Raw genomic sequence first — 18,951 nt, 5'->3', positions numbered from 1 at the left:
TCAGTCGAAGGACAGGCACGCAGCCGGTTATTCAAATAACCCGAGCGGGCCTGCCCTGGCAAGCCAGGCTTACTGGAGTTGCCGTGGCTGCCCTGCAGATTGGCGCTCCGCCTGCCATTGCTCGAGGGTCGGCAAGGTCTCGCTGGCGGAAAGACGCTCAACGATCTCGAAATAGTCCTGCTTGAGTGGATCCTTGAGTACTTCGCTGCGTTCCTTGACGCGCACGGCGTACATGCTCTGGGCATTCTGGTGGTCGAAGGCGCGCCACTCCTGCTGGTCCTTGAGCAGCTGGTAGCGATGTCCCTCCAGGGCCTTGATCACTGCTTCGCTGTCCAGACTGCGGGCGCGCTCTACGGCATCCCGCCACTGCCAGACGATGCTGTAGGCGGAAGCTGCAGAGCTTGAGGGATAGACCTGGTAGCGCTCACTGAACGTGCTGACGAAGGCCTGGCCGCGTGCGGAGTTTTCTAGTGCGGGCACGCGCCAGGTCCAGGGTTCGGTACCCAGCACGCCCTGCATGAGTGTGGGACCTGCCTGTTCGACGATGCTTTGGGTGAGGTTGGGGGCAACAATCTGCATGCGCTTGTTCAGGCCAAGCTCACCGACGATGCGTATGGCGCGTACCAGGTCTTCACCGAACAGCACCAGGACCAGTACCTGGGCGTCGCTGGCGGCGGCCTGCTTGAGGGCGGCCTGGTGGTCGCTGATCCGTGCGCCGGGGAACGGCACCTTGAGCCCCGGGTGGCGCTGGTCGTCCTGGGTCGCGGTGACCTGGCGCAGTGAGCTTTCACTGGTATGGCCCCAGGTGTAGTCGGCGGTGATGTAGAAGAACTGTTTGCCGGCCTGAGTCTTGCTCAGGTGCTTGCCGAGCACGGCGGCGCTCATCCAGGCGTTGTTGCATTCGCGGAACAGGTAGCGATGGCCGTCCTTGCCGGTGGTGTCGTTGGAGTAGGTGAGGGTGCCGAAGTACAGCAGGCCGCGCTCGCGCGCGCGCTTGCCGGCGGCGATGGCAACGGCGCTGGAAGCCCCGCCGAAGAGCATGGCAGCACCTTCATCGGCCAGCTTGTCGACATTGCGTACGGCTTTTTCCGGACGCGAGGCGCTGTCCTTGCTGACCAGGCGCAGCGGCCTGCCCAACACGCCGCCCTGGGCATTGACTTCATCGATGGCCAGCAGCGCGCCGCGCATCTGTGCCAGGCCTTCTTCTTTGTAGGGACCACTGCGTGGAAAGTTCAGGCCGAGGGTTACCGGTTCGGCGGCCTGCAGGGGAAGGCTGGCAGCGGCCCACAGGGCCAGTGTGGCAGTCAGTTTTTTCACGCGTTTCATCCTTGTCCTTGGCTGGGCTAAACAGTATGACTGTGAATCCCTTCAGGATGTGTGGGCATTACCCATTGGTCGTAGGCGGCGAACTGTCGCAGTGTGCGCATGGCTTGACTTGCCCGGCCATGCTGCTTAGCGTCGCGCACTTTGTCTGGCAAGTGAGGTAGGTGATGAGCGAAGCGCAAGCCGTCAAGCTGGAGGCCGGCTGGAAAGCGGCGCTGGCTGACCAGTTCGAGCAGCCCTACATGCAGGCGCTGGGGCGTTTTCTGCGCGAGGAAAAGGCGGCGGGTAAGGTGATCTATCCGCCCGGTTCGCTGATTTTCAATGCGTTGAACAGTACGCCACTGGCCAAGGTCAAGGTGGTGATCATTGGTCAGGACCCTTATCACGGTCCGGGGCAGGCTCATGGTCTGTGTTTCTCGGTATTGCCAGGGGTGCCGGTGCCGCCTTCACTGCAGAACATCTTCAAGGAACTGCAGCGTGACCTGAATATTGAGCCGCCGGGACATGGCTGCCTGCAGGCGTGGGCGGAGCAGGGCGTATTGCTGCTCAACACCAGCCTGACCGTGGAGCAGGGCAAGGCTGGTTCGCATGCCGACAAGGGCTGGCAGACGTTCACCGACCGGGTGATCGAGGTGGTCAATGCCCGTGAAGGCCACCTGGTATTCATGCTCTGGGGCGCGCACGCACAGAGCAAGCAGCGGCTGATCGATACGACGCGCCACCTGGTGCTCAAGTCAGCGCACCCCTCGCCGCTGTCGGCCTATCGCGGTTTCCTCGGCAATGGGCATTTCCGGCGCGCCAACCAGTACCTGCAGCAGTGTGGCCTGGTTCCTATCGACTGGCGTCTGCCGGTGTTTGCAGCGGACTGAGCAAAACCGCCAGACGGCCACTCTCGCCTAGCTGCTGCAGTCCCCGGTTGAAGCGGTCGCGCCAGTACAGGGCTTGCGGATCCTGGCGATTGAACAGCACGAACAGGCCGTCTTCGCGCAGTGGCCTGGGTGCAAGGCGCACCTTAGTCTGCTGTTCGCGCGGCAGTTTTCCCAGCAGATGGCGGGCTACGGCTTCTTCCATGGGCATGGCATCCAGTCGGCCGGCGATCAGCATGCGCAGGCCCTGGGTTTCATCCGGCAGGCGCAAGACCTGTAGCTGACCTTGTCGCTCAAGACGCTGGAACGCGTGGCCATAGTCATAGGCCACGACACCGGCCAGGCGTGCGTGCTGCAGGTCGGCAAGCGTTTGCCAGTGCAGATTGGCCTGGCGTCGCTCCACTAGTAGAACACGGTTGTGCATGAGCACATCGCTGAACAGGAAGTCACGTTCGCGGTCGCGGGTGCGTGACCAGAGCACGCTGCCCTGTACCCGCCCCTGACGGGCCTGGTGCAAGGCGCGAGCCCAGGGATAAAAGTGCCAGTCGACCTGCAGGCCCTGGCTGGCAAAGGCTTCGTCGATGATCTGTCGCAAGGGGCCGCCCGCGGGAAGCTGGCGGTCGATGAAGGGTGGCCAGTCGCCCGCGCTGAGGGTTATCCGGGGCTGGTCGGCGAACAGCGTGCCTGAGCCCAGTAACAGAAGCAGGGCGAGCCAGACGCAATGCCAGGGTGCTGCGTCTGCTCGCCACATGGCTTATTGCAGCATGCCCATGGCCGCTTCCATGGCGGCGGAGAGGTCTTCGTCGTCCTGCATGTTGGCGGTCGGATCGAGGCCCAGCTTGGCAAAGGCGGGGATCTGGCTCCAGTCCAGCTGGGTGTAAGGGTGCTGGCTGCCCAGATAGCTCTGCAGGGTGGCGACCTGGACGATATCCACGTAGTCGACCTTGGCCGAGTTGCGCTGGAAATCCAGGTACTGGCTAGGAATGCAGGCGATCTGCTCGGGGAAATCCCAGGCGCGCAGGATGCGGTCGCCGATGATCGGATGAATCTTCTCGATCACATGGTTGAGGCTGATCGAGTCGGCCAGCAGCTCGCTGTGTTCCTCGGCGTAGGTCAGGATGGGCAGTACGCCGATCATGTGCACCAGGCCGGCGAGGGTGGCCTGGTCAGGCGCCAGGCGTGTGTAGTGTTTGCACAACACATGGCAGATGCCGGCGATTTCCGTGCTCTTGTTCCACACTTCGCGCATCTTGCGATCCACCACGTCGGAGGTGGCCTGGAACATCTGTTCCATGGCCAGGCCGGTGGCCAGGTTGCAGGTGTAGTTCATGCCCAGGCGGCTGATGGCGGCCTGCAGGTCGGTGATTTCCTTGCTGGTGCGCAACAGCGGGCTGTTGACCACCTTGATGATCCGGGCGGTGAGGGCGGCATCGTTGCCAATTACCTTGCTCAGCGCCGGGATGCTGATATTCGGATCGTCGACGGCCTCGCGGACCTTGAGGGCGACTTCCGGCAGGGTCGGCAGGACCAGTTCGTCGTTGTCGATGGCCTGGATCAGTTCGGCCTGGACTTTCTCGGCAAGCTTGCTCATGAGCTCTCTCGTTGACGGCAATCGGGGGAGTTTAGCGTTGGATTTCGCGGTCGGCATCCACCACGTAGGGTAGGTCCAGCATGTGCAGGTCCGGCCCGTCGAGGCTGCCCAGATGCAGGCGGCTATCCTTGACGGCATCTTCCTGCACCACGGCCAGCAGTTCCGTGTCGCCGTCGACACTGGCTGCCAACACCACCTCGCCGACACTGCTGCCATGCACGGGGGAGAACAGTTCACAGGCCACTGCCGGCAGTGGGGCGTCGCGCAGCGCCAGACGGTACATGCGGCGCTTGAGTTTGCCGAGATACTGCATGCGCGCGACGATTTCCTGGCCGGTATAGCAGCCTTTCTTGAAGCTGACACCATCCACGGCCGGCAGGTTGATCATCTGCGGAATGAACAGCTCGCGGCTGGCGGCAAATACCTGGCCGATACCGGCGCGTATCTGCAGCAACAGCCAGGCTTGCAGCGAACCTTCGCCGAGCTGTTCGCCCAGCGTGGCCAGCACGGCGTGCTGTTCGCCGGCGGGCAGCCAGAGTTCGCAGCGCGTGCTGTCCAGGCGAATGGCCAGGCGCTCACCTTGACGCGCTACAGCGCCGGGCTGCTCGCCTGGCAGCAGGCCCAGCTGTTCCAGTAGCGCCTCACCCTGATGCAGGCCGATGCGTACCCAGGCCTGGCTTTCATCACTCAGGCGCGATTTGCTGAATACCGCATATTTCTGCAGATCGGCCAGTTGGCCGGCCAGCAGTTGCTGATCCATGGCGAGCAGGAACCCGTCGCCCTGGCTGACGATGCGAAAGCTCGACTGCATGCGCCCCTTGACGTTGCAGCGGGCGCCCAGGCTGCTATGGCTGTCGCTGAGGTAATTGATGTTGCAGGTCAGCTGACCTTGCAGGAACTTGCCGGCATCGCTGCCGCGTACAGCCAGCAGGCCTTCATGAGTAAGCAGGGTGAAGAAGGGGGAGAGAGACATGCGTGTTTCGCCCGTGGAAAACCAGATGCCCATCATAGAGGCCGGGGTGCCCCTTGTCAGCGTGGTGTGTCGGCATAAAAAGCGCTGCCGGCTGGCGCCGCTCAGCCTCTATAATGCCGCGGTATTTTCAGGAGCTCCCATGATGGTCGACGATATCGAACTCAATCGCCTGTTCTGGCATAGCCGGCGCGGCATGCTGGAACTGGATGTGCTGCTGGTGCCTTTTGTGCGCGAAGTGTATGCACACCTGGATGCCGAGGATCAGGCACGCTATCGCAAGTTGCTGGCCTGCGAGGATCAGGACATGTTCGGCTGGTTCATGCAGCGTGAGGAGCCGGAAGACCCGGACCTGCGACGCATGGTCAAGATGATCCTGGATCGCGTGCAGCCCAAGTAGCGCGCCCGCATGAGCGCGGCAATCGAGCCGTTCGAGTGCCACTGGCAGGCCTCGCCGCGGCTCCTGTGGCTGTATGCGCTGGTGCTGCTGGCCGCGCTGCTGGCCCTGGCCTGCTCGCCGTTACCACTATGGCTGCAGGTACTGGGCGTATGTTCGCTGATCGGGCATGCCTTCTGGGTAGTGCCACGCCGCTTGTCGTTGAGTCACGCCAGTGCATTCAGCGGCCTGCGCCATGATCGCCAGGGCTGGCAGTTGTTCAGTCGCCGGCAGGGCTGGCAGGCCGTGCAGTTATGTCCGCAAAGCGTGGTGCTGCCCTGGCTGGTTCTGTTGCAGGTAAGGGTGCCGGGTCGGTTGGGCTATCGCCACGTGCTGATCGCCGATGACAGCCTGGAGCGCCAGCAACACCGGCGCTTAAGGGTGCGACTGCGCTTCAGCCGTAATAGGTTCCGGGCTGCAGGATAGTGTCCTCGGCGCGTTGCAGCTGGCCTGGATAATCCAGGGTGTAGTGCAGGCCGCGGCTTTCCTTGCGGCGCAGTGCCGACTCGATCATCAGTTCGGCGACCAGTGCCAGGTTGCGCAGTTCGATCAGATCGCGACTGACCCGGTAGTTGCTGTAGAACTCGTCAATTTCGCTTTGCAGCAGACGCACCCGGTGCTGCGCGCGCTGCAGGCGCTTGTTGGTGCGTACGATGCCGACGTAGTCCCACATGAAGCGCCGTAGCTCGTCCCAGTTATGCGCGATGATCACGTCCTCGTCGGAGTCGGTGACCTGGCTGGCATCCCAGGCCGGCAGGTTGCTGGGCATGGCGATCTGTTCCAGCTGGGCAAGAATGTCAGCCGCCGCCGAACGGGCATAGACAAAGCATTCCAGCAGCGAGTTGCTGGCCAGGCGGTTGGCGCCGTGCAGGCCGGTGAAGCTGGTTTCGCCGATGGCGTAAAGCCCGGGCATGTCGGTGCGGCCATGCTGATCGGTCAGTACGCCGCCACAGGTATAGTGCGCAGCGGGAACTACCGGGATGGGCTGGCGGGTAATGTCGATGCCAAAGCCCAGGCAGCGTTCGTAGACGGTTGGGAAGTGGCTTTTGATGAAGTCTGCCGGCTTGTGGCTGATGTCCAGGTAGACGCAGTCGATACCTAGCCGCTTCATCTCGTGGTCGATGGCGCGCGCCACAATGTCGCGCGGGGCCAGTTCGCCGCGCTCGTCGAAGCGCGGCATGAAACGTTCGCCATTGGGCAGCTTGAGCAGGCCGCCTTCGCCGCGCACAGCCTCGGTGATCAGGAAGTTCTTGGCTTGCGGATGGTACAGGCAGGTTGGATGGAACTGGTTGAACTCCAGGTTGCCGACGCGGCAGCCGGCACGCCAGGCCATGGCGATGCCATCGCCGCAGGCACCGTCGGAGTTGCTGGTATACAGGTAGACCTTGGCGGCGCCGCCTGTGGCCAGGACTACGAAGCGTGCGGCAAAGGTGTCGACTTCGCCACTATTGCGGTTCAGTACGTAGGCGCCCAGGCAGCGCTTGCCGCTTTCGCCCAGGCGGCGCCGACCGATCAGGTCGACCGCCACATGCTGCTCCAGCAGTTCGATATTGGTGTGTTGCCGGGCGCGCTCCAGCAAGGTGTTGAAGATAGCCGCGCCGGTGGCGTCTGCCGCGTGGATGATACGCCGGTGGCTATGGCCACCTTCGCGGGTCAGGTGGAACAGCTCACTGCCGTCTTCGCGGGTAAAGGGTACGCCCTGGTCGATCAGCCACTGGATCGCTTCGCGGCTGTTTTCTACGGTGAAGCGAACGGCCTCCTCCCGGCACAGGCCGCCGCCCGCCACCAGCGTGTCCTCGACGTGCGACTGGGTGGTGTCACTCTCGTCGAGTACAGCCGCCACGCCGCCCTGCGCCCAGTAGGTCGAACCATTGGCCAGTTCGCCCTTGCTGAGTACGGCGATGCGCAGCGATTCGGGCAGGTTAAGTGCCAGGCTGAGGCCCGCTGCACCGCTGCCGATGACCAGGACGTCGTATTGATGGTGTTGGCTCATGTTCGAACTTCCGCGAAAAAGCGACGGCTAGTATATAGACAGGCTGGTCGGCACAATAGCAGACCCACGCCATCAGGCTTTGCGCCTGGCTGTGACGGGTTGGCGCAGGGTGGTCAAGCCTTGTGCAGGTCCTTATGCCATGGGGTGACTAGCGGGAACTTTTTTAGTCTTTTCTGTTCCCAGGCTTGGATTCATGAATTCATGTCGACAGCGTCTGTCGACCATCAGGGCAGCCGTCCGGCTGTCGGGCGGGTAGTAGAGGGCGTTGATTTCAGGCGCGCCGCTGCTGTTCGCGAAGGGGAGAACTTTTGCGCAAGCTCCGAGTCTATCTTGGCAGGCCGGTTGATAGCCGCCCATGCCGCCTCTGCAGCAGGGGGCGAACATGCTGGTAGAAGAACAAGATCAGCAGCTGGTCGAGCGCGTGCAGCGTGGCGACAAGCGTGCCTTTGATTTGCTGGTACTCAAGTACCAACACAGGATTCTGGGGCTGGTGATGCGTTTCGTGCATGACCAGCAGGAAGCTCAGGACGTGGCTCAGGAGGCTTTTATCAAGGCCTACCGGGCGTTGGCTAACTTCAGGGGAGACAGTGCGTTCTACACCTGGCTCTACCGGATAGCCATCAACACGGCGAAGAATCATCTGGTAGCGCGTGGTCGACGCCCTCCGGATAGCGATGTGAGTGCCGAGGATGCCGAGTTTTTCGAAGGCGACCACGGTTTGAAGGATAACGAGTCGCCCGAGCGACTGATGTTGCGTGATGAAATCGAAGCCACGGTGCATCGAGCCATCAAGCAGCTGCCGGAGGATTTGCGCACGGCGTTGACCTTGCGTGAGTTCGATGGATTGAGCTACGAGGACATTGCCACCGTGATGCAGTGTCCGGTAGGAACCGTACGTTCGCGCATCTTCAGGGCGCGCGAAGCCGTAGACAAAGCCCTGCAGCCTTTGCTGCAGTAGACGCAAGCCTGTACCGCAGCCCGCTGCCAAGAGAGGAACAACCATGAGTCGTGAAAGCCTGCAGGAATCGCTGTCCGCACTGATGGATAACGAAACCGACGAGCTGGAACTGCGTCGCGTGCTGGCCGCTTGTGAGGAGCCGCAGATGCGCGAGCGTTGGCAGCGTTATCAGTTGGCGCGTGCGGCAATGCACGGCGAGTTGCGCGAGCCGCGTCTTGATCTGGCGGCTGCGGTCAGTGCGGCGCTAACGGTTGAAGAGGCGCCTGTCGTCAAATCCCCTCGCCAGCCGCTGCGCACGCTGGGCCGTTTTGCAGTGGCTGCCTCGGTCACCGTGGCGGTGTTGGCAGGTGTTCGTTTGTACAATCAGGACAGCCTGCAGCAGCAAAGTCTGGCGCAGCAGTCTACAGCGCCCTCCAGTTTCAACCTGCCGCAGGTGCAGGGGCCTGCCTTGCTGGCGGCTTATGGCCAGCAGGCGGCAAGCAGTGCGCCTGAACAGGGCGCATCGGTGAGCGCCTGGCATCAGCAGCGGCTGCCTGAATATCTTCGTCAGCATGCCCAGCAAGTCGGTATGGGGGCTGCTGATGGCGCGCTGCCTTATGCACGGGCTGCCAGCATGCAGGGCAACTGATGACAGCAGGGTGGCGAGCCTGGTGCCTGGGCCTGGGGATGCTGTGTGCCGTACCTGCCCAGGCAGAGACGGCAGAAGACTGGCTGCAACGCATGCACGATGCCAGTCAGCTCGATTACCAGGGTGTATTCATCTACGAGCGTAACGGCAGTTTTTCCAGTCATCAGCTCTGGCATGCGGCGACGATGCATGGTGAGCGCCGAGAGCGCTTGTTGCAGTTGGATGGCCCGGCGCACGAAGTATTGCGTGTGAATGGCCGGACGCGCTGTCTCAGCAGTGATTTGCAGGGCCCTCTGGCTGAAGGGCAGGTTTGGCCGGCGCGCGAGCTGGATGTGGGGCAGTTGGCTAACTGGTATGTGTTGCGCCTATTGGGCAGTTCACGGGTAGCTGGGCGTGATGCGGTTGTGCTGGGGTTGTTGCCGCGTGATCCGCATCGCCATGCGTTCGAGCTGCATCTGGACCGACAGACGGCCTTGCCGCTCAAGTCGGTATTGCTCAATGAGCAAGGGCAGATGCTGGAGCGCTTCCAGTTCACCTCATTGCAGTTGCAGGCGCCGACGTCGACCGATCTGCAGCCAGGAGCAGATTGCCGCACGTTGGACACTGATGTGTCCGCGTTGTCGGCAGCTCAGACGAATGACTGGCAGGTAGGCTGGTTGCCGCCTGGTTTCAGTGCGCAGGGGGTTATTCGTCGACCTGTGCCGGGAGATGGCGTCCCGCCGTTGCAGTGCCTGCTGTTTGCCGATGGGCTGGCGCGCTTTTCGGTGTTTGTCGAGCATCTGGGCGGTCTCTCGGTCGAAGAGGCGCATAGCCAGCTCGGACCTACCGTTGCCGTGTCGCGGCGCCTGTCGGCGCGCAGTGGCGAAGTGATGGTGACCGTGGTGGGAGAGATTCCTCTGGGTACTGCCGAACGCATCGCCTTGTCGGTACGCGAGGCGCAGGAGCAGGCCAGTGATTGAAGAACGTGGTCGCGTTGTTGCGCTGGAGCAAGGGGCAGTGTGGGTGCAGACCTTGCGCAAGAGCACGTGCAGCAGTTGTTCGGCCAAGGCTACCTGCGGCCAGGGCGTACTCGACAGCCTGGGGCTGGGTCGTGAGCGTGGTCATGTGCGAGCGCTGTGTCGCTTGCCGGTCCAGGTGGGCGATCAGGTCATGATTGGCGTGCGCGAGGAGCAGTTGCTGCAGAGCGCTGTACTGGTCTATCTGTTGCCGCTGCTCGGCTTGTTTGCCGGGGCCCTGTTGGCTGATGGACTTGGATGGTCGGAGCCCCGGTTGATTGGCATGGCTCTGCTGGGCGCTGCGCTGGTATGGCTGGCGGTGCGCACGTACTGCCAGCGACATGCCGATGATGAACAACGCCAGCCTGTGGTGCTGCGTGCGCTGCTGGCCAGTGCGGAAACTGAAGCTGATTGTTGATGGGTTCTACAGACGGGAGTGGTATATCGATGTCTAGCCTCAAACGCTGCGTGAGTATGCTTCTGGGTGGCTATCTGTTGCTGGGTCAGGCGCTTCTGGCTAATGCCCAGCTGCCGGATTTCACCGAGCTGGTCGAGCAGGTTTCCCCGGCGGTAGTCAATATCAGTACCCGGCAGAATGCCCCGGTGCGTGCAGCCGGCATTGCGCAAATCCCTGATCTGGAAGGTATGCCTCCACTGTTTCGTGAGTTTTTCGAGCGTAATCTGCCGCAGGTGCCGCGCAATCCCGGCGGCCGTCAGCGCGAGGCGCAATCGCTGGGCTCGGGCTTCATCATTTCCAGCGACGGTTATGTGCTGACCAATAATCATGTGGTGGCGGGTGCCGATGAGATTATCGTGCGCCTGTCCGATCGCAGCGAGCTGGAAGCCAAGCTGATTGGCGCCGACCCGCGGACCGATGTCGCCCTGCTCAAGGTCAAGGGCAAGAACCTGCCAGCGGTCAAATTGGGTAATTCCGAGGCGCTCAAGGTGGGAGAGTGGGTACTGGCCATTGGCTCGCCTTTCGGCTTCGATCATTCGGTGACCGCCGGTATTGTTTCTGCCAAGGGGCGCAGCCTGCCCAACGAGAACTACGTGCCGTTCATCCAGACCGATGTGGCAATCAATCCAGGTAATTCAGGGGGGCCGCTGTTCAACCTGAAGGGCGAAGTGGTCGGCATCAATTCGCAGATATTTACCCGCTCGGGCGGTTTCATGGGCTTGTCCTTCGCTATTCCGATGGATGTCGCCATGAGCGTTTCCAATCAGCTCAAGGCCGATGGCAAAGTCAATCGCGGCTGGCTGGGAGTGATGATTCAGGAGGTCAACAAGGACCTTGCCGAATCTTTTGGTCTGGATAAGCCGGCCGGCGCCCTGGTGGCTCAGGTCGTCGATAATGGCCCGGCAGCCAAGGGGGGGCTGCAGGTAGGCGATGTGATCCTCTCGGTCAATGACAAGGCGATCGTGGTGTCAGCGGACTTGCCACATCTGATCGGCACGTTGAAACCCGGTGATAGTGTGCGCCTTGACGTGGTGCGCGAGGGTGAGCGTAAGCGCATAACCCTGGCGGTGGGGGCATTGCCGGAAGAGGGCGAGGAAGTGGCGGCGGCCGGCGGTGCGGAACGCAGCAGTAATCGCATGGGGGTCACCGTGGTGGAGCTCAATGAAGAGCAGCGCCGTGCGCTGGACTTGCCCTTCGGTGTGGCGGTCAAGGAGGTTCAGGGTGGCCCGGCAGCGCTTATTGGCCTGCGTCCGGGGGATGTCATCACGCACCTTAACAACCGGGCGATCGACTCGGCGAAGACCTTTACCCAGATCGCCCAGGCGCTGCCGACCAACCGCTCGGTATCCATGCGTGTTCTGCGCCAGGGGCGCGCCAGCTTCATTACCTTCCGCCTGGCGGAGTAGCAGGCCGCTAATCCATGGGAGCCGGGCGTCGTGAGGCGCTCGGCTTTTTTGTGCCTGCCGCTTGCCGGCCAGCAGGCGTGACGCCTGTAGCGCCGATCAGTTACACTGCCGGGCTATTTTTTGGCGGCCTGGCTGGCTTGTCGAGCGGTAGGCCTGCGTGCCGATGCGTGCTGTGCGTGATCCGCTGCCTTTATCGGCCTCCGGGCAATCCTGCTTGTTCAAGGTTTTCAACGATCTGCCCAAGCCTGCAGTCTTTTTCGAGTGTGTTTCCGTGAGCGACCTGAGCCATATCCGTAATTTTTCCATCATTGCCCACATCGACCATGGCAAGTCGACACTGGCTGATCGTTTCATCCAGATCTGCGGTGGCTTGTCCGATCGCGAGATGGAAGCGCAAGTCCTCGACTCCATGGATCTGGAACGTGAGCGCGGAATTACCATCAAGGCGCACAGTGTGACCCTGCATTACCCTGCGCAGGACGGTAAGACCTACCAGCTGAACTTCATCGACACCCCGGGGCACGTCGACTTTACCTATGAAGTCAGCCGTTCCCTGGCGGCCTGCGAAGGTGCCATTCTGGTCGTGGATGCCGGGCAGGGCGTCGAGGCGCAATCAGTGGCCAACTGCTATACGGCGATTGAGCAGGGCCTGGAAGTCATGCCGGTGCTCAACAAGATGGACCTGCCGCAGGCCGAGCCGGAGCGGGTCAAGGATGAAATTGAGCACATCATCGGCATCGATGCCACCGATGCCGTGCCTTGCAGTGCCAAGAGCGGCATGGGGGTCATCGATGTGTTGGAGCACCTGGTCAAGGTCATTCCGCCGCCGCAAGGCGAAGTGGATGCACCACTGCAGGCGCTGATCATCGACTCCTGGTTCGATAACTACCTGGGTGTGGTGTCCCTGGTGCGGGTACGCCACGGGCGTATCAAGAAAGGCGATAAGGTACTGGTCAAGTCCACCGGCAAGGTTCATCAGGTCGACAGTGTCGGGGTGTTCACGCCCAAGCACACCGAGACGGCCGACCTCAAGGCCGGTGAAGTGGGCTTCATCATCGCCGGCATCAAGGACATCCATGGCGCACCGGTGGGTGACACACTGACCCTGTCCAGCACGCCGGATGTGGAAATGCTGCCCGGCTTCAAGCGCGTCAAACCGCAGGTCTATGCCGGACTTTTCCCGGTCAGCTCCGATGACTTCGAGGATTTCCGCGAAGCCTTGCAGAAGCTCACGCTCAACGATGCGGCGCTGCAATACGAGCCGGAAAGCTCCGATGCCCTGGGCTTCGGTTTCCGCATTGGTTTCCTCGGTATGCTGCACATGGAAATCATCCAGGAGCGCCTGGAGCGCGAATACGACCTGGACCTGATCACCACCGCGCCGACCGTGGTGTTCGAGGTCGAGTTGAAGAGTGGTGAGACCATCTATGTCGACAACCCCTCCAAGCTGCCTGATCCGGCGAGTATCGCCGACATGCGCGAGCCCATCGTGCGTGCCAACATCCTGGTGCCGCAGGAGCACCTGGGTAACGTGATTACCCTGTGTATCGAGAAGCGAGGTGTGCAGCGTGACATGCAGTTCCTCAGCAGCCAGGTACAGGTATCCTATGACCTGCCGATGAACGAAGTGGTGCTGGACTTCTTCGACCGCCTGAAGTCGGTGAGTCGTGGCTATGCGTCGCTGGACTACAGCTTCGATCGTTTTCAGTCGGCCAGCCTGGTACGCCTGGACGTGTTGATCAATGGCGAGAAGGTCGACGCCCTGGCACTGATCGTGCATCGTGATCGCGCTCACCACAAAGGCCGCGTGCTGACCGAGAAGATGAAGGAATTGATCCCCCGGCAGATGTTCGATGTGGCGATTCAGGCGGCCATCGGTGGGCAGATCATCGCGCGGACCACGGTCAAGGCGCTGCGCAAGAACGTACTGGCCAAGTGTTATGGCGGCGATGTGAGCCGCAAGAAGAAGCTGCTGGAGAAGCAGAAGGCTGGTAAGAAAAGGATGAAGCAGGTAGGCAGTGTGGAAATTCCCCAGGAAGCCTTCCTTGCCGTGCTCAAGGTGGATAGCTGAGTATCATGTCGTCGATCAACTTCCCGCTGTTGCTGGTTATTGCCGTTGCCGTCAGCGGTCTGCTGGCGCTGTTCGATCTGCTGTTTCTGGCCAGGCGGCGCCAGGCAGCGGTGGCCAGCTACCGGCAGGGTGTTGCCCAGGTCGACGAGGCCGTGGTTGAGCGGCTGAACAAGGAGCCGCTGCTGGTCGAGTACGGCAAGTCGTTCTTCCCGGTGTTGGCCATCGTGCTGGTGCTGCGTTCCTTTCTGGTCGAGCCGTTCCAGATTCCTTCGGGGTCGATGAAGCCCACCTTGGAGATAGGCGACTTCATATTGGTCAACAAGTTTGCCTACGGGATTCGTTTGCCGGTGGTAGATAGCAAAATCATCGAGATTGGCCAGCCGGCACGTGGCGATGTGATGGTGTTTCGCTATCCCAGCGACCCGCGCATCAACTACATCAAGCGGGTAGTTGGCTTGCCGGGCGATACTGTGCGCTATACCAGTGAGCGGCGCCTGTATGTCAATGATCAATTGGTCAGTGAAATGCTCCTGGGTGACGAGCCGGGCAGCCTAGGTAGCGTGCGTCTGTTCACTGAGCAGCTGGGCGAGGTAGAGCACCATATTCGCAAGGAAATGCGCCGCTACCGCGTGGAACCAGGCCGTGAGTGGCGTGTGCCTGCCGGGCATTACTTCCTGATGGGCGACAACCGCGACAACTCCAACGACAGCCGCTACTGGAATGACGCGCACATTCCAGTGCAGCTGCGCGGCATGGTTCCTGACGACCATATCGTTGGCAAGGCCTTTGCCATCTGGATGAGCTGGCCGGATCCCAAGCTGCGCAACTTACCCAATTTTTCGCGGGTCGGGCTGATTCACTGAGTCTTTGCTGCGGCAACGCGAGGATTTGTCGGGCGGTTCAGGACGCCAGATGTCAGCGGTTCTATGCTGTTGGCGCCGCCTTGGCTTTTTTCAATCACTCATTCGAGGTCAAACATGCAGATGGCACGTTCCCAGGGGGGCTGGTCGCTCCTCAATGTGATGCTGGTTCTCTCGCTGGTCGCGGTAATCGCCAGCGGCGTCTTCAAGATGCTGCCGCACTACCTGGACTTTATGTCGCTGGAAGAGATCATCACCTCGGTGGAAAACGACAAGGCTGCCAATGTGCGGACAATCGGCGAGTTCAATGCGCGCCTCAGCAAGGGCATGCAGGTCAACAGCATTCGCGGGATCAATCTGGACGAGGCGGTGACCATCAAGATTGAGAACAACGAGTTTCGTGTGCACCTGAAGTACGAGCGTCGCGAGCCCTTTATCCGTAACCTCGATCTGGTGGCGCGGTTTGACAAAGAATTTCGTGTGCGCCTGCCGTGACCCAAGCTCAAGCTCTTGAACGTTTGCAACGCCGTCTGGGCCATCAGTTTGCCGATAGCGAGCTGCTGACGCTGGCCCTGACGCATCGCAGCTTTGCCGGGCGCAACAATGAGCGTCTGGAGTTTCTCGGGGATGCGATCCTCAACTTCGTTGCGGGCGAGGCACTCTACGCGCGCTTCCCGCAGGCGCGTGAAGGGCAGTTGTCGCGCCTGCGCGCGCGCCTGGTCAAGGGCGAGACCTTGGCCGTGCTGGCGCGTGGTTTCGAGTTGGGCGAATACCTGAGGCTGGGTTCCGGTGAGTTGAAAAGTGGTGGTTTTCGCCGTGAATCGATTCTTGCCGATGCACTGGAAGCGTTGATCGGTGCGATTTATCTGGATGCCGGCATGGATGTGGCGCGTGCCCGCGTGCTGGACTGGCTGGAAGGTGAGTTGCAAGGCCTGACCCTGGTGGATACCAACAAGGATCCGAAGACCCGCCTGCAGGAGTTTCTGCAATCGCGCGGCAGCGAGTTGCCGGCGTACAGCGTGGTGGATATCCAGGGTGATCCGCATTGTCGGACCTTCTTTGTCGAATGCACGATTACCCTGCTGAATGAAAAGACCTGTGGCCAGGGCGCCAGTCGGCGGATCGCCGAGCAGGTAGCGGCGGCTGCCGCACTGAGCGCCCTGGGCGTGGAGAACAGCCATGAGTGAAGAAATCAGCCGTTGCGGCTACGTGGCGATCGTCGGTCGTCCCAATGTGGGCAAGTCGACCCTGCTCAACCATATCCTTGGCCAGAAACTGGCGATTACCTCGCGCAAGCCGCAAACCACCCGGCACAACATGCTCGGCATCAAGACCGAGGGGGGCGTGCAGGCGGTGTATGTCGACACGCCCGGTCTGCACAAGAACAACGAGAAAGCGCTCAATCGCTACATGAACAAAAGCGCTAGTAACGCTCTGCGCGACGTCGATGTGGTGGTGTTCGTGGTGGATCGTATGCGCTGGACCGATGAGGACCAGATGGTGCTCGACAAGGTGCAGCATGTGCGCTGCCCAGTGATCCTGGCGGTGAACAAGGCCGATCGCCTGGAAGACAAGCGCGAGTTGCTGCCGCATCTGGAGTGGCTGTCGCAGCAATTACCGCAGGCCGAGGTGGTACCGATTTCCGCGTTGCATGGGCAGAACCTGGAAACTCTCGAGCGCCTGGTTGCCGAGCACCTGCCGGAGTCCGAACACTTTTATCCGGAAGAGCAGATCACCGACCGTTCCAGCCGTTTCCTGGCTGCGGAACTGGTACGGGAAAAGATCATGCGCCAGCTGGGTGCCGAGCTGCCGTACCAGATGACCGTGGAAATCGAAGAGTTCAAGCAGGAAGGGCGTATTCTGCATATTCACGCGCTGATCCTGGTCGAGCGTGAGGGGCAGAAGAAAATCATCATTGGCGACAAGGGCGAGCGTATCAAGCGCATCGGCCAGGACGCGCGCAAGGACATGGAAACCCTGTTCGATGCCAAGGTCATGCTCAACCTGTGGGTCAAGGTCAAGGGTGGCTGGTCCGATGATGAACGCGCCTTGCGTTCGCTCGGTTATCTGGACATCTGATTGCCAGCCGCTGGCGCGCTCCCGGCGCCCGGCTCCTTGAACCAGACAGGCAAACCATGCGTGCCTTCGTTCTGCACAGTCGCCCCTACAAGGAAAGCAGTGCGCTGGTGGATTTTTTCACCCGCCAGGGTCGCCTGCGCGCCGTGCTGCGTGGTGCGCGCGGCAAGTCCGGCAACCTGGCTAGGCCTTTCGTGCCGTTGAGCCTGGAGTTGCGCGGCCAGGCGGACTTGAAAAGCGTGGCACGTCTGGAGGCCGCGGGTGTGCCCAACCTGCTGAGCGGCGATGCATTGTTCAGTGGCCTTTACCTCAATGAGTTGCTGATGCGCCTGTTGCCCAGCGAGGATGCCCATCCCGGGTTGTTCGAGTTGTACGAGCAGAGCTTGCCGCTGCTGGCCGCCGGTAGTCCGCTGCAACCGCTGCTGCGCAGCTTTGAGTGGCGGCTGCTGGATGAGCTGGGGTATGCCTTTGCCCTTGATCATGACTGCCATGGGCAGCCGGTACAGGCCGACGGGCTCTACCAGTTGCTGCCGGAGAGCGGCTTGCAGCAGGTGTTCCAGCTGCAGCCCGGTTTGTTTCAGGGCCGTGAACTGCTGGCCATGAGCCAGGCGGACTGGCAGACTCCCGGTGCGCTCGCCGCTGCCAAGCGACTGATGCGCCAGGCCCTGGCGGCGCATCTGGGTGGCCGTCCGCTGATCAGCCGGGAACTGTTTCGCAAGCCCTGAATTGCTATTGCCATGGAGACTGTCGTGACTGCTGCCAACCGAATCCTGCTCGGCGTGAACATCGATCATGTGGCGACCCTGCGCCAGGCCCGGGGGACCCGTTACCCGGACCCGGTCAAGGCCGCGCTGGATGCCGAGGAGGCTGGTGCCGACGGTATCACCGTGCACCTGCGCGAGGATCGCCGGCATATCCAGGACCGTGACGTGCGGGTACTCGCCGAGATGCTGCAAACGCGCATGAACTTCGAAATGGGCGTGACCGAATACATGCTGGCCCTGGCCGAGGAGCTGCGCCCGGCACATGCCTGCTTTGTACCCGAGACTCGCCAGGAGCTGACCACCGAGGGCGGTCTGGATGTGCTGGCCCAGGAGGCACGTATTGCCGAAGCGGTACAGCGGCTGGCGCGGCATGGTTGTGAGGTGTCATTGTTCATTGATGCCGACCCACGGCAAATCGAGGCGGCGGCGCGCATTGGCGCGCCGGCTATCGAGCTGCATACCGGTCGCTATGCCGATGCCGCTTCACCGGCCGCCGCGCTGCATGAGCTGGCGCGTATCCGCGAGGGGGTGGAGTGCGGGCTGGCGCATGGCCTGATCGTCAATGCCGGGCATGGCCTGCACTACCACAATGTCGAGGCGGTCGCGGCGATTCCCGGTATCAACGAGTTGAACATTGGTCATGCCATCGTTGCCCAGGCGCTGTTCGTCGGTTTCAAGGCGGCGGTAGCGGACATGAAGGCGCTGATCGTGGCGGCCGCCGCGCGCCGTTAGCTCAGGGAATGCCGCTCCAGCCGGGTTCGCGCAGGCCGGGTTCTTCGGCGCCGGGTAGCCAGCGCTGGTAGATCCGGCTGAAACTGCCGTCGACTTTCATCTGATCCAGGGCGGTCTGCCAACGGCGGACTACCCAGTCCTCGGTACCCGACCAGAAGGTAATGTAGCCGTAGGAGCTGCGATAGGGGTAAACCACCTCGACGTCATCCGGTCCCAGGTAGTCGACTTGTACAGCCGCCTCGTCGCGGGCATAAAAACTCAGGTTGTCGGCCACGATCAGTGGTACTCGCCCCATGCGCAGCAGGCGGAACATCTGTACCGGTTCGGTGACACCCAGCAGGTTGTGCATGCCTGCCGCGGTTAACTCCTGGTAGGTAAACCAGTCGCGCGGAACAGCAATATCCTTGAAACGCGCCAGTTCTTCACGTTTGCCGACCTTGATGCCTGAGCCTTTGAGTGCGTAGAAATTGTCGTTGGCCAGCAGGATGGGGCCTACCCACTTGAACTGCGGCTCGCGCTCGCTGTTGCGCATGGTCGGAAAGATCGCCGTATTGGCCGTGGTCTGGGCAATCCGGTAGGCGCGAGCCCAAGGTACAACCTGCAGGCTGGCCTGCTGGTCGAGGCGTTTCAGCAGCTCGCGAACCAAGTCTACCGCGAGCCCTTCGGCTTGCCCATGCTGGGAGAAGCTGATCGGCGGATACTCCTCGGTATACAGCTGTAGGGCCTGGCTGGCCGGTGAGAACAGCCAGGCAAGGAGCAGGAGCAGGGGGGCTGTCTTCATCGATGCAACTCGCAGGCGGACTGGAATTGACTATAGCGAATGCC

At 61.6% G+C, this 18,951-nt stretch carries 21 protein-coding genes; 15 read left to right on the top strand and 6 right to left on the bottom strand.

The genetic code is table 11. From position 1 onward, the window contains the following. Nucleotides 1–69: 69 nt before the first annotated feature. Nucleotides 70–1,326 carry an ABC transporter substrate-binding protein gene (locus CFY91_RS10450; protein ID WP_188390296.1) on the bottom strand — a complete coding sequence of 419 codons (1,257 nt, stop codon included), beginning with the start codon at nucleotides 1,324–1,326 and terminating at the stop codon, nucleotides 70–72. A gap of 164 nt (nucleotides 1,327–1,490) precedes the next feature. Here CFY91_RS10450 and ung point away from each other — a divergent pair, with 164 nt between their 5' ends. Continuing rightward, a complete protein-coding gene (gene ung, locus CFY91_RS10445; RefSeq protein WP_093986312.1) occupies nucleotides 1,491–2,192 on the top strand; it encodes a uracil-DNA glycosylase in 702 nt (233 codons plus the stop codon). On the opposite strand, the gene CFY91_RS10440 is transcribed toward ung, so the two are convergent. The 3 genes from CFY91_RS10440 to ygfZ are packed head-to-tail and all read right to left on the bottom strand — an operon-like array spanning nucleotide 2,155 to nucleotide 4,753. Next, the gene (locus tag CFY91_RS10440; RefSeq protein ID WP_093986311.1) at nucleotides 2,155–2,940 is read right to left on the bottom strand and encodes a substrate-binding periplasmic protein; all 786 of its coding nucleotides are present in this window, start codon (nucleotides 2,938–2,940) and stop codon (nucleotides 2,155–2,157) included. The genes ung and CFY91_RS10440 overlap by 38 nt on opposite strands. Before the next feature lie 3 nt (nucleotides 2,941–2,943). Continuing rightward, nucleotides 2,944–3,780 (bottom strand): HDOD domain-containing protein, encoded by an 837-nt coding sequence (locus CFY91_RS10435; protein WP_093986310.1) that lies wholly within the window; start codon nucleotides 3,778–3,780, stop codon nucleotides 2,944–2,946. A gap of 31 nt (nucleotides 3,781–3,811) precedes the next feature. Further along, nucleotides 3,812–4,753: a CAF17-like 4Fe-4S cluster assembly/insertion protein YgfZ gene (gene ygfZ / locus CFY91_RS10430; RefSeq protein ID WP_093986309.1), complete on the bottom strand. Its 942-nt coding sequence runs from the start codon at nucleotides 4,751–4,753 to the stop codon at nucleotides 3,812–3,814. Between the two features lie 142 nt (nucleotides 4,754–4,895). Between ygfZ and CFY91_RS10425 the strand changes: the two genes are divergently transcribed. Both CFY91_RS10425 and CFY91_RS10420 read left to right on the top strand, forming a co-directional pair. Then, nucleotides 4,896–5,150 (top strand): FAD assembly factor SdhE, encoded by a 255-nt coding sequence (locus CFY91_RS10425; RefSeq protein ID WP_093986323.1) that lies wholly within the window; start codon nucleotides 4,896–4,898, stop codon nucleotides 5,148–5,150. A 9-nt stretch (nucleotides 5,151–5,159) separates the two neighbouring features. After that, nucleotides 5,160–5,612 carry a protein YgfX gene (locus CFY91_RS10420; protein WP_093986307.1) on the top strand — a complete coding sequence of 151 codons (453 nt, stop codon included), beginning with the start codon at nucleotides 5,160–5,162 and terminating at the stop codon, nucleotides 5,610–5,612. Here the strand turns inward: CFY91_RS10420 and nadB are convergent. After that, complete coding sequence (gene nadB, locus CFY91_RS10415) at nucleotides 5,581–7,179, bottom strand: L-aspartate oxidase (RefSeq protein ID WP_093986306.1); 1,599 nt, start codon at nucleotides 7,177–7,179, stop codon at nucleotides 5,581–5,583. The genes CFY91_RS10420 and nadB overlap by 32 nt on opposite strands. 382 nt (nucleotides 7,180–7,561) lie before the next feature. On the opposite strand from nadB, the gene rpoE reads away from it, so the two are divergent. From rpoE to pdxJ, 12 genes are all read left to right on the top strand, one after another. Continuing rightward, nucleotides 7,562–8,137 (top strand): RNA polymerase sigma factor RpoE/AlgU, encoded by a 576-nt coding sequence (gene rpoE / locus CFY91_RS10410; protein WP_093986305.1) that lies wholly within the window; start codon nucleotides 7,562–7,564, stop codon nucleotides 8,135–8,137. A 43-nt stretch (nucleotides 8,138–8,180) separates the two neighbouring features. Continuing rightward, nucleotides 8,181–8,765: a sigma-E factor negative regulatory protein gene (locus tag CFY91_RS10405; RefSeq protein ID WP_093986304.1), complete on the top strand. Its 585-nt coding sequence runs from the start codon at nucleotides 8,181–8,183 to the stop codon at nucleotides 8,763–8,765. Next, nucleotides 8,765–9,724 (top strand): MucB/RseB C-terminal domain-containing protein, encoded by a 960-nt coding sequence (locus CFY91_RS10400; protein WP_093986303.1) that lies wholly within the window; start codon nucleotides 8,765–8,767, stop codon nucleotides 9,722–9,724. The genes CFY91_RS10405 and CFY91_RS10400 overlap by 1 nt, the downstream gene beginning before the upstream one ends. Then, nucleotides 9,717–10,178 (top strand): SoxR reducing system RseC family protein, encoded by a 462-nt coding sequence (locus CFY91_RS10395; RefSeq protein WP_093986302.1) that lies wholly within the window; start codon nucleotides 9,717–9,719, stop codon nucleotides 10,176–10,178. Before CFY91_RS10400 ends, CFY91_RS10395 begins: the two co-directional genes overlap by 8 nt. A 29-nt stretch (nucleotides 10,179–10,207) precedes the next feature. Then, nucleotides 10,208–11,623 (top strand): DegQ family serine endoprotease, encoded by a 1,416-nt coding sequence (locus CFY91_RS10390; protein WP_093986301.1) that lies wholly within the window; start codon nucleotides 10,208–10,210, stop codon nucleotides 11,621–11,623. A gap of 271 nt (nucleotides 11,624–11,894) precedes the next feature. Further along, a complete protein-coding gene (gene lepA / locus CFY91_RS10385; RefSeq protein WP_093986322.1) occupies nucleotides 11,895–13,694 on the top strand; it encodes a translation elongation factor 4 in 1,800 nt (599 codons plus the stop codon). 5 nt (nucleotides 13,695–13,699) lie between these two features. Then, nucleotides 13,700–14,557 (top strand): signal peptidase I, encoded by an 858-nt coding sequence (lepB, locus tag CFY91_RS10380; RefSeq protein ID WP_093986300.1) that lies wholly within the window; start codon nucleotides 13,700–13,702, stop codon nucleotides 14,555–14,557. Nucleotides 14,558–14,671: 114 nt separating this feature from the next. Then, entirely contained in the window at nucleotides 14,672–15,049 is a 378-nt protein-coding gene (locus CFY91_RS10375) for a DUF4845 domain-containing protein (RefSeq protein WP_093986298.1), read from the top strand. Continuing rightward, entirely contained in the window at nucleotides 15,046–15,741 is a 696-nt protein-coding gene (rnc, locus tag CFY91_RS10370) for a ribonuclease III (RefSeq protein ID WP_093986297.1), read from the top strand. The genes CFY91_RS10375 and rnc overlap by 4 nt, the downstream gene beginning before the upstream one ends. Then, nucleotides 15,734–16,633, top strand: a complete 900-nt coding sequence (gene era, locus CFY91_RS10365) for a GTPase Era (RefSeq protein ID WP_093986296.1) — start codon at nucleotides 15,734–15,736, stop codon at nucleotides 16,631–16,633. The genes rnc and era overlap by 8 nt, the downstream gene beginning before the upstream one ends. 56 nt (nucleotides 16,634–16,689) lie before the next feature. Beyond that, the gene (gene recO, locus CFY91_RS10360; protein WP_093986294.1) at nucleotides 16,690–17,355 is read left to right on the top strand and encodes a DNA repair protein RecO; all 666 of its coding nucleotides are present in this window, start codon (nucleotides 16,690–16,692) and stop codon (nucleotides 17,353–17,355) included. Between the two features lie 24 nt (nucleotides 17,356–17,379). Beyond that, complete coding sequence (pdxJ, locus tag CFY91_RS10355; protein WP_093986293.1) at nucleotides 17,380–18,126, top strand: pyridoxine 5'-phosphate synthase; 747 nt, start codon at nucleotides 17,380–17,382, stop codon at nucleotides 18,124–18,126. Nucleotide 18,127: 1 nt separating this feature from the next. On the opposite strand, the gene CFY91_RS10350 is transcribed toward pdxJ, so the two are convergent. After that, on the bottom strand, nucleotides 18,128–18,907 hold the full coding sequence (locus tag CFY91_RS10350; protein ID WP_093986292.1) for a substrate-binding periplasmic protein: 780 nt from the start codon (nucleotides 18,905–18,907) through the stop codon (nucleotides 18,128–18,130). Nucleotides 18,908–18,951 lie beyond the last annotated feature (44 nt).

The sequence above is a fragment of the Pseudomonas fluvialis genome, from assembly GCF_002234375.1.
GTDB lineage: Bacteria > Pseudomonadota > Gammaproteobacteria > Pseudomonadales > Pseudomonadaceae > Aquipseudomonas > Aquipseudomonas fluvialis.
Note: the sequence above shows the minus strand (reverse complement) of the source record. Positions and strands in the feature narration are given on the sequence as shown.